Genomic DNA, 14,361 nt, shown 5'->3' with positions numbered 1-14,361 from the left:
TAAGCCCGGCATGGCCGCCCCTCCCCTCCTCACCCTCCAAGACGTTGCCCTCACCTTCGGCGGGACACCGCTGATCGAGCGGGCGGAGCTGACCATCGCCCCGGGTGAGCGGGCCTGCCTCGTCGGCCGCAACGGTTCGGGCAAGTCGACGCTGATGCGCATCGCCGCCGGGCTGGCCGAGCCCGATCGCGGCGAGCGCTTTCTCCAGCCCGGCACGACGGTGCGCTATCTGGCGCAGGAGCCCGACTTCTCGGGTTTCACCTCCACCCTCGACTTCGTGCAGGCGGGTCTTGCCCCCGGCGACGACGCGCACCGGGCCCGTTATCTTCTCGAAAGCCTCGGGCTGACCGGCGACGAGGATCCGAGCCGCTTGTCCGGCGGCGAGGCGCGCCGCACCGCCCTCGCCCAGGCGCTCGCGCCAGAGCCCGACATCCTGCTTCTCGACGAGCCCACCAACCATCTCGACCTTCCGGCCATCGAGTGGCTGGAGACCGAGTTGAAGCGCACACGCTCAGCCCTGATCCTGATCAGCCACGATCGCCGGTTCCTCACGGCCTTGTCCCGGGCGACGATCTGGCTCGACCGCGGCGTCACCCGCCGGATCGAGCAGGGCTTCGGCAGCTTCGAAGCGTGGCGTGACGCCTTCTTCGAGGAAGAGGAGCGCGACAAGCACAAGCTCGACCGCAAGATCGCGGCCGAGGAGGATTGGTTGCGCTACGGCGTCACCGCCCGCCGCAAGCGAAACGTCCGCCGCCTCTCCGACTTGCACGACCTGCGCAAGAAGAGCCGCGATCATCGCCGCCCGGTCGGTCAGGCGATGATGACGGCGACGGAGGGCGAGGCCTCCGGCACGCTCATCGCCGAGGCGCGGCGGGTGTCGAAGGCGTATGGCGACCGGACGATCGTTGATGATCTGTCTCTGCGCGTGGCGCGCGGCGACCGACTCGGCATCGTCGGACCCAACGGGGCGGGCAAGACCACGCTCATCAATCTTCTGACCGGGGCGCTCGCGCCCGATTCGGGCGAGATCCGCCTCGGCACCGGCCTCAACATGGTTCATCTCGATCAGAGACGGGCCAGCCTCGATCCGAACGCCACCGTCGCCGAGGTGCTGACCGGAGGACGTGGCGACAGCGTTTCGGTCGGCGGACGCAGCCGTCACGTGATCGGCTACCTCAAGGACTTCCTGTTCGCGCCCGAGCAGGCCCGCACGCCAGTGAGCGTGCTCTCGGGCGGCGAGCGCAACCGGCTTCTGATCGCCCGGACGCTGGCCCAAGCGTCGAACCTGCTCGTGCTCGACGAACCCACCAACGATCTCGATCTCGAAACCCTCGATCTCCTCCAGGAGATGCTCGGCGATTATGCCGGCACGCTAATTCTGGTGAGCCACGATCGCGACTTCCTCGATCGGGTGGCCGGAAGCGTGTTGGTCAGCGAGGGCGAGGGACGCTGGGTCGAGTATGCCGGCGGCTACACTGACATGCTGGCCCAGCGGGGTCGCGGCGTCGAGGCGCGGGAGACGAAGGACGGGAAGGCGCGTGAGCGGGCCGAACCCAGGGAGCGTGCGCCGCGTGCGGAAGCGAAGGATACGACCAGGACCAAGCTCGGCTACAAGGAACAGCACGAGCTGAAGACTCTGCCGGGGCGGATCGCGGAACTCGAATCAGGCATCGCCAAGCTTCGCGATGTACTGTCGGATTCCGGGCTGTACGGCCGCGATCCGGAGCGCTTCAAGAAAGCCACGGCCCTCCTCGGTGCCGCCGAGACCGAACTCGCGACGGCGGAGGAGCGATGGCTGACCTTGGAGTTGCTGCGAGAGGCGCAAGGCGCGTGATGGATTCGGGGGCCGGACATCCACCGAGACCGCAGCGCAACATGAGGGCCTGCCGTTAGTCAGCAAAGTTGTCCTGTAATTACCGCGCGTTGGGGAAAAACCCCCTTGTAAGCCGACCAATACGTTGCTGGCCTGCAACAGCCCCCGGAGAAGCCGGTTTCGGAAGCTTTTGAGACGTTCGAGTCGGTTGCCCGTACGGCCGCGCTCGCTCATGGTGCCCTCGCGAACGGGAGAACCCCGGCGCAAGCTTGGCCGAAGCCCCGGTGGGGAGGGCCGAAGCACCAAGGGACAGAAGGACGAAGCGGGTGCCGTCCGCTGAGAGGCGGGCGCCCCCAGAAGAAGTCCGATCCCATGGGTCTCGAAACTTCTGGAGGTTCCACAATGAAGCTCGTCAAGAGCCTTCTCCTCGGATCGGCGGCGGGGCTGTCCGTCGTGGGCGGGGCTCAGGCCGCCGACCTGCCGGTGAAGAAGGCCGTTCCGATCGAGTACGTCCGCGTCTGCACTGCCTACGGTGCCGGCTTCTTCTACATCCCTGGCACCGATACCTGCCTTCGCGTCTCGGGCCGCGCCCGCGCCGAGTACGGCTATATCGGCAGCGATAGCCGGAACGTTCCCGGCGGTGGCGATCTCTCGGGCTTCACGGGCCTCGCCCGCTTCAACATCGACGCCCGCACCCAGACCGGCTACGGCACCCTGCGCGCCTTCCTGCGTCTCGACGCTGCGAGCCGCACCGGCCACACCAAGTTCTCCTCGGGCACCAACGAGCGCATCGGCTACGCCTTCTCCGGCACCGGCCAGGACCAGCGCGGCCGCGTGCAGAACTTCATCAACGTCGACAAGGCGTTCGTGCAGTTCGCCGGCCTGACCGCCGGTCGCGCCTCCTCGTTCTTCGACTTCTACGCCGCTGATTACGAGATCATCGGCTCGTCGCTGGGCTCCAACCTGCCCTCCACGAACCTCCTCGCCTGGACGCAGAAGTTCGAGGGCGGCTGGTCGGCCACGATCTCGATGGAAGACCCGAACTACCGCAAGAACCCGCTGTTCTCCGACGCCTTCACGGCGACGGCGCAGCCCGGCTCCGGCGGCCTCTCGGGTGTGAACAACGTGTTCACCACCGCTCCGACGCCGATCATCCTCGCCACGGCCGCCAACGGCAACGCCACCGCCGTGTACTTCCTCGACGCCGTGCAGCGCTCGCGCATGCCCGACTTCGTCGCTTCGCTGCGCTACGACGCCCCCTGGGGTTCGGCTCAGCTCTCGGCCGCTGTGAAGGACGTCAACATCGGCGGCCCGATCGCCAACTCGGCCATCACCAACTCGGCCGCCCTCGGCGCACCCGCTGCCGGCGGTATCGCCAACCTCACCACCGCCCAGATCGCCGCTCTGCAGGCCGCTCGCGGCATCAATGCCGGTTCGCAGACGGAATACGGCTGGGCCGTGCAGGGAGGTGCGAAGTTCAACCTGCCCTTCATCGCTCCCGGCGACGGCCTGTACCTGCAGGGCGCTTATGGTGAGGGCGCTTCGCTCTATACCGGCATCAACCGCTTCACCGCCGGCTACCTGAGCAACGCCGCCGTCTACACCGGTAACCCGTTCAACCAGTTCTTCTCGGACGCGATCGTCAACCCGCTGACCGGCCGCATCGAACTGTCGAACAGCTTCACCGCGGTGGCCTCGTTCCTCCACTACTGGTCGCCCGAGTGGCGCTCGGCCTTCTACGCCAGCTACGGCGAGATCTGGTTCTCGCAGGGTGCCCGTCAGGCGGTCAGCCAGACCAGCGCGATCGTCGGCCAGAGCGCTGCCAACTCGCCTCCGTCCTACCTGACCAACCCGTTCGGCTACGCCAACAGCGCCGCGCTCCGCGACACCTACCAGGTCGTCACCGGCGCGAGCCTGATCTGGTCGCCGGTCAAGGATCTCGATATCGGCGTCGAGGGCCAGTACATCAAGACGGGCGTCAAGAACGGCCGCGTCTTCGACACGAACCGCGGTGGCAACCCGTTCACGGTGTCCTCGGAGGACGTGTACCAGGCTCGCTTCCGCGTTCAGCGCGACTTCTAAGCGGACCTGCAAGTCAACTCCCCCGCTCCGATGGGCGGGGGAGCCATTTACCAGAACCTCCGACCCCGGCCTCACGGCCGGGTTTTTTGCTTTCTCGGGCCGTTCGACGCTCGACAGGTTCGGTCGTCGCCGCCGTCATCCTGCGCACGCAGCCTTCAAGTCGCCCCGAACATCCGTATCCTCACGGTCCTATGCATCCTCGGGCGTCCCGCCGATGCGGGCGCCGGCATGCGAGGTCGGCCTACTTGTCCCTGCCTTCTCCATTCCCATGGATCCGCACCCGGTTCGGCTGGCTTGCCGGGTTGCCGGCGCTCGGTCTGGTCGGCGTCGCCACCGCCTATCTCGCGGTCCCGAGCATCGAGGATCAGATTGCCCGCGCCGCTGCCGAGGTCGCGCGCGGGACGGGCGACGGCCAGCCCGAGCCTTGGCTGCGGGTCTCGGTCCAAGGCCGCGACGTCGTCGCCGCGGGCGAAGCCCCGCACGCACCCGACCGTGAAGCGGCCCTCGGACGGCTCGCGGGGATCCAAGGGGCGCGGCGGCTGATCGATCGGACCGGGCTGATCGAGGAAGCCTCTCCGTTCGTCTGGACCGTGGAGCGACCGGCCATCGACCGCCTCGAATCGGCGGGCAGCCGCCCGGCGGAGATCGGTGCCTTCGAACTGGCTCAGCGTCTCAAGCCGGCCCTGCCCCGCGCCGCGACCCTGGAGGACCGCACACGGGCCGCCCGCGGCGCTCCCCCGGACTTCCCCGACGCCGCGGCCTACGCCGTCGAGCGCCTCGGCGACTTGACGACCGGCTCCGTCGCCACGGTCAACGACACCGTGATCTCGTTCCGGGGCGAAGCCGCGAGCCTCGCCGCCTACGACGCCGTCCGCACGGCCCTGGCGCATCCGCCGGAAGGCTTCAGTCTCGGCTCCGTCGAGATCCTGCCGCCGGTCGTGGCCGATCTCCGTCTCACCGTGGAACGGCGACCCGACGGCAGCCTCGAACTCGGTGGGCACGTCGCCTCCCCGGAGGCGCGCGAGGCGATCCGGGCCGCCGCTGCGGAGACCGCCGATGGCGGCGCCGTCGATGACCGGATGCAGGATGCCCGCGGCGCGAGGCTCGACGGCCCGACTTTGGCCGCTCACCTCCTCAAGATCGCTGCCCTGCTGCACGAGGGTCGCGTCGCCTACGAGCAGGGCCGCGTCTCGGTGTCCGGTAAGGCCCTGGATGACGGCGCGGTCGGCGAGATCGAGGCGCTCCTGCGCGAAGGGCTGCCCTCCGGGATCGAAGCGGGCACCATTGCGCTCACCGCCCGGCCGATCGTCCCCTACATCCTCCGCATTCGGCGCGGCGCGGAGGCAGTGGCGCTGAGCGGTCATCTGCCGGACCGGGCCACCCGCGAAATCCTGTTGAACCGGGCACAGATCCGACTCTTCCGCGAATCGGTCCAGGATCGGTCGCGCCTTGCGCCCGGCGCACCGGCCGGGTTCGCCGCAGCGGTCGCGACCGGACTCGATGCGCTGATGACGCTGGCGAGCGGTGAGGTCACCCTCACCGGCACAAGCCTGCGCCTGTCCGGAACGAGCCTCTATCCGGAGGCCGCGGCGCGGCTTCCGCGCACGCTGTCGGCGGCGATGCCGGCAGGCTGGACTGCCACCGTGTCGGTCTCGTCCGGCGAGCCGGTGGTGCGGCTCGACCCGCAGGAATGCGGGCGGCGCCTCGCCGAACGGGTCGCCGGGCATCCGCTGCGATTCGCCCCCGGCAGCACGGCGTTGGCAGCGGATTTCTATCCCGTCCTCGACGCCGTGGCGGCCCTCGCCCGCGACTGTCCGTCCGAACGCATCGAGATCGTCGGCCATCTCGACGCGCCGAATGCCAAGCCGGCCGAAGCCGATCCGGTTGCCGCCGAGGCGGCGCGCGAATCGGCGCCGAAGCCGAAACCTGCGTCGCCCAGGAAGGATGCGAAGCCGGCCCAGGGCGACAAGAAGGACGATAAGAAGGGCGGCAAGACCGAGAAGGTGGAAGCGAAACCACCCCAAGCGGACAAGCCCGACATCGCCCCCTCCGAGACCGGCACCGACCTCGCGCGGGCGCGGGCCCTCGCCGTCATCGACTACCTGCAGAAGGCGGGCGTACCGCTCGACCGCGCTTCGATCGCGGAGGGCGCGGTCCCTCTTACCGAACGGCAGGGCATCGGACTCGCCCTTCGCTCGTGACCGCCCTCCTTCTTCCGCTCTGGCCGGCCCTCGCGGTGGCGTTCGGGCTCGGTATCGCGTGCGGCCTGATGACGGGCTTTCCGCGAAGCCGGACGACACTCATCGCGGCGGCCGTGCCGATCCTCGCGCTCACCGTGCTGACGGGGCTCGCTTGGACCGAGTCCGTACCCGGGCGCGCCGGCCTGTATCTCGAGATCGCGGCCCTTCTGCTCGCCGGCTATGTCGCCGGTTGCCTGCTGGGCGCGCTCGTCGCGCGGTTGTCCGGTCGCGGGTCCTGAGGCAACGCCCAGATCCGCTGCGCCCGCTCGATCCCGCGCAACGAGAAGGCACCGACCTCCGTCAACGGCGCGGCGCAGCGGCCCGCGAAGGCGTCCGAGATCAGCAGATGTCGGTCCAGCGCGTCGCAGAGGCGCTCGATCCGGCTCGCCTCGTTGACGGCTCGGCCGATGACGGTGAAATCGAGTCGCCGGTCGGTTCCGACATTGCCGTACACCACCGGTCCGAAATGCAGCACGATATCGGCGGCCAGGACCGGCAGGCCGCGACGATGGCGGGCGGCATTGAGATCGTCGTTGCGCGCCAATGCCTCCTGCGCGGCGGCCAGCGCCCCGGTGCAGGCCGGACAGGCCGATGCATTCGGTTCCGTGACGGAGAAGACCGCGAGGAAGCCGTCGCCGAGGAATTTTGAGATCTCACCGCCATGCCGTCGCACCGGCTCGCCGAGCGCGTCGAAATGCTCGTCGAGCCAGCCGACGACCTTCAGCGGATCGTCACGGTCGGCCAGCGCGGTGAAGCCGCGCAGATCCGCGAGCATGATCGCAGCCGGCACCACGGCGCTCTGACCGCGCCGCGTCTCGCCCGCCAGGACGCGGGCGGCGCTGGTCGGGCCGAGATAGGTGCCGGCCACCTCGCGCAGGGTATGGGCAAGGCTCAGCTTGGCGGTCGCCAGGGCGATGGCGGGGACCAGGGCCGTCAAGGCGTCCAAGTCATCCTGGGTGAAGCCGCCCGTCCGATCGGTACAGAAGGAGATGCCGGCTCCCTCGATGGCGCTGCCCGGCGCGAACCCGACCAAGTGGAGCAGATAATCCGTACCGCCCGCCGCACGAAGCTCACTCAGGAGCGGTAGAAGCGGTTCGTCGGGACCGTCGAGGCGCCAGCGCACGAGGTCCCGGTCATTCTCCTGCAGCCATGCGATCGGAGAGCGGGCATAGCTCGCCTCCCCTTCCGGGCCATGAGCAGCGGGAAACAGGGACAACCCCTCGCCGCGCCGCCACGCGAGGCTCGCGCCGCGAAACAAGGGATCGATGGCCGGGACGGACAGGCTGAGACGCCAGAGCGGCAGGCCCGCCGCGACGATCCCCTCACAGAGTTCGGTGACGATCGCGTCCCCGTCATCCGAAGCGACCGCCCGTGCGACGAGCCGGGCCTCGACGGCGCGCAGGGCAGAGGACCGGGTCGACGGCTGAGGCATGATGGCGGACAGCCTAACCCAAGGGCGACGCCGGTGTCCCGGTCACCGCCCATTTTCCAGCGCGAAACCGCCGATTCCGTCGGCCAGGGCGCCTGCGGAATGACGTTACGGCGTCGCCGGTTGCGCCTCGGCGCTGACCGCCGTCCGGGCACCGCGGGCGAGGTCGCGCTCGATGGCGAGCGTGCTCTTGCCGTCGAGGCGGTTGCGATAGACCTGCAGGTTCTCCATCACCCGCTGCACGTAGTTGCGGGTCTCGGTGAAGGGGATGCGCTCGACCCAGTCGATGGGATCGACGTCCGGACGGCGCGGGTCGCCGTAGGCATCGATCCACTTCTTCACGTTGCCGCCGCCCGCATTGTAGGAGGCGAAGGCGAGGATGTAGGAGCCCTTCCAGTCCTCCATCAGCTCACCGAGATGGGCCTGCCCGAGACGGGCGTTGTAGGCGGGGTCGCTGGTCAGCCGATCGGTGTCGTAGCTCGTGGAGACACGCCGGGCGGTGCGCTGGGCGGTGGCCGGCATCATCTGCATCAGGCCACGCGCCCCGACACCGGATTGGGCGCGGGGGTCGAACTGGCTCTCCTGGCGGGCGATGGCGAAGACCATGGCCCGTTCCACCTGCGGCACCGCCGTGAAGGTCTCGTAATCGGGAATTCCGATGGTCGGGTAGGCATGGGTGTCGAGAGCGAGTCCGCGCTGCGTCGCGAGCTTGCCAATGGCCACGAGGGCGCGGGCGTCCTTCGCTTCAATTGCCGTCTCGCCGAGGGCGTTGACCTGCGCCTCGTCGGTGAGCGACTTCGCCGCGTCGATGTAGAGCGGCAGCGCCAATTCCTTGAGGCTCGCCGCGGCGAGCAGCTTGAGGCCGCGCACGAACAGGCGATCGTCGAAGGCGGCCCGTGCCGCGGAGGACAGCTCCGCCGCCCGGCGCAGCGGAAGGCTGTTCTGACCGAGCTTGGCCCGGGCAAGCTGGCCGTAATAGGCGATCGGCTGGAGCGCCGCGCGCTCGTAGAAACCCTTGGCTTCCGGAGCCTTGCCCGCCGCCTCCGCCGCGCGGCCCTGCCAGTAGGCGGCGCGGGCCAGTGAGATCGGCGTCTCCGCGATGGTGGCGGCCTGCGCGAAGTGACGCTCGGCCGCGCCCGGATCGTTGAGGAAGCGCAACGCGATCCAGCCGGCGTGGAACTCGGCCTCGATGCGCTTCTCCGTGGTGCGGGCGGAATGGCCGGCGGCCACGGCCTGGGCGGTCTTGGCGTCGCCGGAATCCATCAGCTTGCGCGCGACGATGCGGCGCTCGACCCACCACTCGTCGCCATCGACCAGAATCTCGGGGTTGGTCGGCGCGGCGAGCAGAACCTTGGCCGCGTCCTCGGCTTTGTCGGCACGGCGGAAATACTGGGCCCGGGACAAGAGGTAGGAGGAATCGTTGCGCAGGCTCGGCGGCACCGCGTTGAGGGCGCTGGCGCCACCGCTCTTGGTCTCGACGGCACGGCGCGCCCGCACGAGGCTGGCATAGGAGCCACCCGCGTAATCGGCGGCGCGGCCGGCCGTGGCCCAATCCTCCTTGAGGAGGGCGCGCTCCATGCGGGCACGGTGGTCGATCACCGTGAGGACGCTGGGAAACGTGTCCGTGACCCGGGTTTCGAGGTTTCGGCCGAAGCTGTCCTCGCGCCAGAGGTCGCGTACGAGCGTGGCGGCGTCGGTCTCCAACCCGTCGGCGCGCAGCGCCAGAGCGAGAGCGAACTTGCCCGGCGCGCTGGCCGGTTTCGAGGTCGCGAAAAAGGCCCGCACGATGGCCGGGCTCTTCTTCTCGGACAGCAGCATTTCCTCGGCACGCCGACGCAGCAGGGGCCCGGCCGGCCAATCGGGATTGGCGCGGGTGAAGGCGACGACCCGCTCGAAGCCGATTCCCGCGCCGGCCCGGATCGCCACCCATTCGAGCAGGGCGCGGGCAGCCGGATCGGAGAAACCCGCGGCCGATCGGTCACCGTCGGCAACCTTGCCCTTGCGGTAGAGATCGATCGCCTGCCGAAGCTGGCTCAGATCGGTCTCCCCGGACAGGACCGGGCGGTTGGGGTCGGGCACCTCCGGCGCGGGGGCTGCCGGCGAGACCGTGGCATCGGGCAGCGGGAAGGCGATGGGCGCATCCGAATCGGTCGATGCGTAGCCGGAAGCGGCCGCCGGCAGAGCCTTGTCGGGCGCCGCTTCGCCCGTTCCGGTCGGGTCGATCCGCAGGGCATCGGCCGCGACCGGATCGGCAGCGGCCTTGCCGGCATCCTTCATCTGCGCCGCCGGCGCGGTGGCGTCGCTCGCCGGCACGGCCGGGGCCGAGGCCGGATTCGGGTTGCGGATCTCGGCCTGACCCTGCTGCGCGGCCAACACGGCGCCGCCCGTCAGGGCGAGGCCGAGGAGCAGGGGCAGGGTGCGGGCGGGGAAGGTCATGTGTGAAGACACCCCGACTCGTGGGCCAAGCCTTAAGCTGGCCCCCGGGTCGTTAAGAAGGGATAAACCAACCCGGGAAAGAACGAGCGATCCTGGCGGATCGTCGCCCCTCCCCGGGTCTCGGTTTTACGGTGAAGGCCGCCCGCTCGAAGCGTTTGCCTAGGAACAAGCGACAGCCTATGTCTGCGCGTCCCGTCGGCGGCCGGCCCTGTGAGCTGCATCCGCGCGCGGACACGAGAAGTACGGCCGGGAACGCCAGGATGACCGAGACCCACGCCCGCCTTCGCGGTTCGATGACCGCGCTCGCGACGCCTTTCCGCGACGGCGAATTCGACGAGGCGGCCTTCCGAAAGTTCGTAAACTGGCAGATCGAGCAGGGGACGCACGCGCTGGTGCCGACGGGCACCACCGGGGAAAGCCCCACCCTCACCCATGCCGAGCATGATCGCGTGGTCGAGACCTGCATCCGCGAGGCCAATGGCCGGGTGCCGGTGATCGCCGGCGCGGGCTCGAACTCGACCGCGGAGGCCGTGGCGCGGGCGCGTCATGCGGAGAGCGTCGGCGCGGACGCAGTTCTCACCGTGACGCCCTACTACAACAAGCCGACGCAGGAGGGGCTGTACGCCCACTTCAAGGCCGTCAACGACGCCGTCGGCATCCCGATCATCATCTACAACATCCCCGGCCGCTCCGTGGTCGACATGAGCGTCGACACCATGAAGCGCTTGTTCGAACTGAAGAACATCGCCGGCGTGAAGGACGCCACGGCCAAGATCGACCGTGTCAGCCTCCAGCGGCAGGCCCTTGGGGAGAGCTTCATCCAGCTTTCTGGCGAAGATGCGACGGCGCTCGGCTTCAACGCCCATGGCGGCCACGGCTGCATCTCGGTGGTGTCGAACGTGGCCCCCCGGCTCTGCGCCGATCTTCAGGAGGCGACCCTCAAGGGCGATTTCGCCAAGGCTTTGTCGATCCAGGACCGCCTCATGCCGCTGCACGTGCAGATGTTCTACGAGTCGAACCCGGTGCCGGCGAAGTATGCCCTGTCACGCCTCGGCCTGATGTCCGAGGAGGTCCGCCTGCCGCTGGTGCCGGCGACCGAGGGCTGCCGCAAGGCGGTCGACGCGGCTCTGGCCCATGCCGGGCTGATCTGATCGAGGCTCGCCGCCGGGCGGCCGGGTTCCCATATGGGGGAGCCGCCGCCCGAAGGCTCCGAACGACACGAGAATGGCACCCAAACCCGAACCCGGTCGGCGCGTCGTCGCCGACAACCGCTCCGCGCGCTATCACTACGCCATCGAGGATGTGATCGAGGCCGGCATCGCCTTGACCGGCACCGAGGTGAAATCCCTGCGCGGGGGCAAGGCGACGATCGGCGAGTCTTATGCCGGCCCGTCCGGCAACGACCTGATGCTGTTCAACGCCTACATCCCGGAATACCTGGAAGCGAACCGCTTCAACCACGACACCAAGCGCCCGCGTCGCCTGCTGCTGCATCGGCGGCAGATCAACAAGCTGATCGGTGCCACGCAGCGCCAGGGCTATACGGTCATTCCGCTCAAGATCTATTTCAACGACAAGGGCCGGGCGAAGGTGGAACTCGGCCTCGGCAAGGGCAAGCAGCTCCACGACAAGCGCGAGAGCGTGAAGGAGCGCGATTGGCAGCGGGACAAGGCCCGGCTGATGCGGGACAAGGGCTGAGTCCGGCTCGGCCTGCCCTCTTTCGGATGAATGCGCTGCTCGAGGCCCGGCGTTCCGGTTGTCGGGGCGGTCGGCGTTTTCCGTCGAGCCGCCCTTGGTTTGCCGCGTGTCGGCTCAGACGGGCATGCCCGTCGGCTCGAACAGAAAGTCGTCGACCGACGGAATGGTGACGGCGAGGCTGGTTCCGTAGCTCGCCTTGGACAGGCGCCAGGGCCGTTCCGAGCGCGCGCGGATCGCCTCGGAAGGACGCAGGCGACGCAGGGCGCCGTTCTCGTCCAATTCCTCGATCGTGAGGAAGCCGTAGACCTGCAGGCGGGAGGCGATCAGCTTGGTGTCGCGGTCCCCGGCTGCCACCTGCAGACTGCCGGTGGCATAGACCGCATCCATCAGACTCCGCTGGTCTGCCCTCGAACGGCTGCGCGGCCCTGCCTCGCCCCCGTAACCATTGATGGTCGATCCATTCATGCCCGCCGGCCGCACCGGCGCCGGACGCCGAAAGGGAATGACGTTGTCCGTTCCCGCAACGCTACGCATACGCGAAAGCCTTCTCGTGTCGTCATGTGCCTCCGGTCGGGACGCTCTGGGGCGCCTTGCCGGCCGGTGCACAGCTTTCGACGAGTCGGCTTAATGCCAGCTTAGCCATGTCCGCCCGCTCGGCGGGCGGAGCGTCCCGAAAAGGGGCGTTCTCGAGAAACGTCCCGGATGGCAGGTCCGGGACGTTTCGTCAGGCTTTTGAATCGCATCGGCTTTCTCCCGAAAGCCGGCACTGACCTGTCGGCCCGAGGATCTAGCCGAGAGCGGTGGTGAAGTGAGCGTCGGTCTTGGCGCGGATCTCGTCCTCGGTGACGCCGTCGGCGAGCTCGATCAGTCGCATGCCGCCGCTGCCCTTCTTGTCGATCGTGAACACCCCGAGATCGGTGATCACCAGATCGACCACCTGCGTGCCCGTCAGCGGAAGGTCGCACGAGGCCAGCAGCTTGGCGCTCTCCGTGCCGTCCTTGGCCCGCGCCACGTGCTCCATCACCACCACGACCCGCTTCACCCCCGCCACGAGGTCCATCGCCCCGCCCATCCCCTTCACCATCTTCCCCGGGATCATCCAGTTGGCCAGGTCGCCGTTCTGCGCCACCTGCATCGCCCCCAGGATCGACAGGTCGATATGACCGCCCCGGATCATCCCGAACGAATCGGCCGAGGAGAAGTAGCTCGTCGTCGGCAGCGCCGTGATCGTCTGCTTGCCGGCGTTGATCAGGTCCGGGTCCTCCTCCCCCTCGTAGGGGAACGGGCCCATCCCCAGCATCCCGTTCTCCGATTGCAGCTGCACCGACATCCCCTCCGGGATGTAGTTCGACACCAGCGTCGGGATGCCGATGCCGAGGTTCACGTAGAAGCCGTCCTCCAGCTCCCGGGCGGCACGCGCCGCCATCTGCTCGCGGGTCCAGGCCATTGCTTGCACTCCTTCCTCGTTGGGCACCATCGGGGCGTCGGGCCCCAGCGGGGCACCGCGCGGTGAGGCCTCGCGGCCGGATGTCGGGGGGGCGGGCGTGCCGGATCAGATCGCGCCGCCGCCGGCGGCCGCGGCCTCGCCGGTCTCCGGCGCCCGGCGCGGGCGCACGGTGCGCTGCTCGATGCGCTTCTCGCGCACCGGCACGTGCAGGATGCGGGAGACGAAGATGCCCGGGGTGTGGATGTGGTCGGGGTCGATCGCGCCGGGCTCGACGAGGTGCTCGACCTGGGCCACCGTGACCGCGGCGGCGGTGGCCATCATCGGATTGAAGTTGCGCGCGGTCTTCCGGTAGACGAGGTTGCCCTCGGTGTCGCCCGTCCAGGCATGCACGATCGCCAGATCGGCGAACAGGCCGCGCTCCATCACGTAGGTCTCGCCGTCGAACTCGCGCAGCTCCTTGCCCTCGGCCACGGAGGTGCCGACGCCGGTCTTGGTGAAGAAGGCCGGGATGCCGGCCCCGCCGGCGCGGATGCGCTCGGCGAGCGTGCCCTGGGGGTTGAACTCGATCGCGAGTTCGCCGCCGAGATACTGTCGGGCGAACTCCTTGTTCTCGCCGACATAGGACGAGATCATCCGGGCGACTTGGCGGGTTTCGAGGAGCTTGCCGAGGCCGACGCCGTCGATGCCGGCATTGTTGGAGATCACGGTCAGGCCGGTCACGCCCGAGGCCCGGATCGCCTCGATCAGCTCGTCCGGGATGCCGCACAGGCCGAAGCCCCCGGCCATGATCGTCATCCCGTCCCGCAACAGGCCCGACAAGGCCGCCGTGGGGTCCGGATACACCTTCTTCATCGCAGCCGTCCCTCCGTCATCGCCTGGGCGGCACCGGCGCGGTCATGTGTTCGCGGCGGGCTGGCCCCTCGATCGGTGCATGTCGCGGATGTGCACCGCAGCAGAGCGTTCGTCAAACCTGCGGCGCATTTCCCGGCGACGAACGGCGTCGCGTGTCGCGTGAAGTCGATGAGGAAACTCTGCATATCCGGTTCTCGCCGTGGCGGCGCGCGAGACAACCCATCGGCGAACCGTTAAGAGTCCGACCCGGCGCGTTCGATCGCGCTGTTGCGGTAAGCCCCGTGTCCGGGGCGCGCCCGAAGCGGGAACGAGCGGTCGCCCACCGAACCGGTACCGGCCGCTCCCGCCTCGCCCCCTCATGGAG

11 protein-coding genes are annotated in these 14,361 nt (G+C 69.0%); 6 read left to right on the top strand and 5 right to left on the bottom strand.

The genetic code is table 11. From position 1 onward, the window contains the following. The first annotated feature begins 10 nt into the window (after positions 1-10). The 4 genes from MFF26_RS14775 (at position 11) to MFF26_RS14760 (ending at position 6,374) form a co-directional block, all read left to right on the top strand. Positions 11-1,834 (top strand): ABC-F family ATP-binding cassette domain-containing protein, encoded by a 1,824-nt coding sequence (locus tag MFF26_RS14775; RefSeq protein ID WP_238308139.1) that lies wholly within the window; start codon positions 11-13, stop codon positions 1,832-1,834. A gap of 381 nt (positions 1,835-2,215) precedes the next feature. Further along, positions 2,216-3,895, top strand: coding sequence for a porin (locus tag MFF26_RS14770; RefSeq protein ID WP_137829308.1), 1,680 nt, complete (start codon positions 2,216-2,218; stop codon positions 3,893-3,895). A gap of 245 nt (positions 3,896-4,140) precedes the next feature. Further along, complete coding sequence (locus tag MFF26_RS14765; protein WP_238308138.1) at positions 4,141-6,096, top strand: OmpA family protein; 1,956 nt, start codon at positions 4,141-4,143, stop codon at positions 6,094-6,096. Then, the gene (locus MFF26_RS14760) at positions 6,093-6,374 is read left to right on the top strand and encodes a hypothetical protein (RefSeq protein WP_137829310.1); all 282 of its coding nucleotides are present in this window, start codon (positions 6,093-6,095) and stop codon (positions 6,372-6,374) included. The genes MFF26_RS14765 and MFF26_RS14760 overlap by 4 nt, the downstream gene beginning before the upstream one ends. Here the strand turns inward: MFF26_RS14760 and MFF26_RS14755 are convergent. Beyond that, positions 6,314-7,567, bottom strand: coding sequence for an adenylate/guanylate cyclase domain-containing protein (locus MFF26_RS14755; RefSeq protein WP_137829311.1), 1,254 nt, complete (start codon positions 7,565-7,567; stop codon positions 6,314-6,316). The genes MFF26_RS14760 and MFF26_RS14755 overlap by 61 nt on opposite strands. Before the next feature lie 105 nt (positions 7,568-7,672). Further along, positions 7,673-10,000 carry a lytic transglycosylase domain-containing protein gene (locus MFF26_RS14750; RefSeq protein ID WP_137829312.1) on the bottom strand — a complete coding sequence of 776 codons (2,328 nt, stop codon included), beginning with the start codon at positions 9,998-10,000 and terminating at the stop codon, positions 7,673-7,675. 260 nt (positions 10,001-10,260) lie between these two features. On the opposite strand from MFF26_RS14750, the gene dapA reads away from it, so the two are divergent. Continuing rightward, complete coding sequence (gene dapA / locus MFF26_RS14745; RefSeq protein WP_137829313.1) at positions 10,261-11,151, top strand: 4-hydroxy-tetrahydrodipicolinate synthase; 891 nt, start codon at positions 10,261-10,263, stop codon at positions 11,149-11,151. 73 nt (positions 11,152-11,224) lie between these two features. Continuing rightward, a complete protein-coding gene (gene smpB, locus MFF26_RS14740) occupies positions 11,225-11,698 on the top strand; it encodes an SsrA-binding protein SmpB (protein ID WP_091946509.1) in 474 nt (157 codons plus the stop codon). 114 nt (positions 11,699-11,812) lie between these two features. Here the strand turns inward: smpB and MFF26_RS14735 are convergent, their stop codons facing one another. From MFF26_RS14735 to MFF26_RS14725, 3 genes are all read right to left on the bottom strand, one after another. Next, positions 11,813-12,232: a hypothetical protein gene (locus tag MFF26_RS14735; RefSeq protein WP_137829314.1), complete on the bottom strand. Its 420-nt coding sequence runs from the start codon at positions 12,230-12,232 to the stop codon at positions 11,813-11,815. A 253-nt stretch (positions 12,233-12,485) separates the two neighbouring features. Beyond that, positions 12,486-13,145, bottom strand: coding sequence for a 3-oxoacid CoA-transferase subunit B (locus MFF26_RS14730; protein ID WP_137829315.1), 660 nt, complete (start codon positions 13,143-13,145; stop codon positions 12,486-12,488). 105 nt (positions 13,146-13,250) lie between these two features. Further along, entirely contained in the window at positions 13,251-13,997 is a 747-nt protein-coding gene (locus MFF26_RS14725; RefSeq protein ID WP_137829316.1) for a CoA transferase subunit A, read from the bottom strand. Between the last annotated feature and the right edge of the window lie 364 nt (positions 13,998-14,361).

It is taken from the genome of Methylorubrum suomiense (genome assembly GCF_022179765.1).
GTDB lineage: Bacteria > Pseudomonadota > Alphaproteobacteria > Rhizobiales > Beijerinckiaceae > Methylobacterium > Methylobacterium suomiense.
The sequence above is the reverse complement of the archived record's forward strand: the minus strand, read 5'-3'. Positions and strand labels throughout refer to the sequence as shown.

What these genes read in the sequence shown, in the direction of transcription:
- MFF26_RS14775 (WP_238308139.1), top strand. Translation starts at nt 11, where the DNA reads ATGGCCGCCCCTCCCCTCCTCACCCTCCAAGACGTTGCCCTCACCTTC.
- MFF26_RS14770 (WP_137829308.1), top strand. Translation starts at nt 2,216, where the DNA reads ATGAAGCTCGTCAAGAGCCTTCTCCTCGGATCGGCGGCGGGGCTGTCC.
- MFF26_RS14755 (WP_137829311.1), bottom strand. Translation starts at nt 7,567, where the DNA reads ATGCCTCAGCCGTCGACCCGGTCCTCTGCCCTGCGCGCCGTCGAGGCC.
- MFF26_RS14750 (WP_137829312.1), bottom strand. Translation starts at nt 10,000, where the DNA reads ATGACCTTCCCCGCCCGCACCCTGCCCCTGCTCCTCGGCCTCGCCCTG.
- dapA (WP_137829313.1), top strand. Translation starts at nt 10,261, where the DNA reads ATGACCGAGACCCACGCCCGCCTTCGCGGTTCGATGACCGCGCTCGCG.
- smpB (WP_091946509.1), top strand. Translation starts at nt 11,225, where the DNA reads ATGGCACCCAAACCCGAACCCGGTCGGCGCGTCGTCGCCGACAACCGC.
- MFF26_RS14735 (WP_137829314.1), bottom strand. Translation starts at nt 12,232, where the DNA reads ATGCGTAGCGTTGCGGGAACGGACAACGTCATTCCCTTTCGGCGTCCG.
- MFF26_RS14730 (WP_137829315.1), bottom strand. Translation starts at nt 13,145, where the DNA reads ATGGCCTGGACCCGCGAGCAGATGGCGGCGCGTGCCGCCCGGGAGCTG.
- MFF26_RS14725 (WP_137829316.1), bottom strand. Translation starts at nt 13,997, where the DNA reads ATGAAGAAGGTGTATCCGGACCCCACGGCGGCCTTGTCGGGCCTGTTG.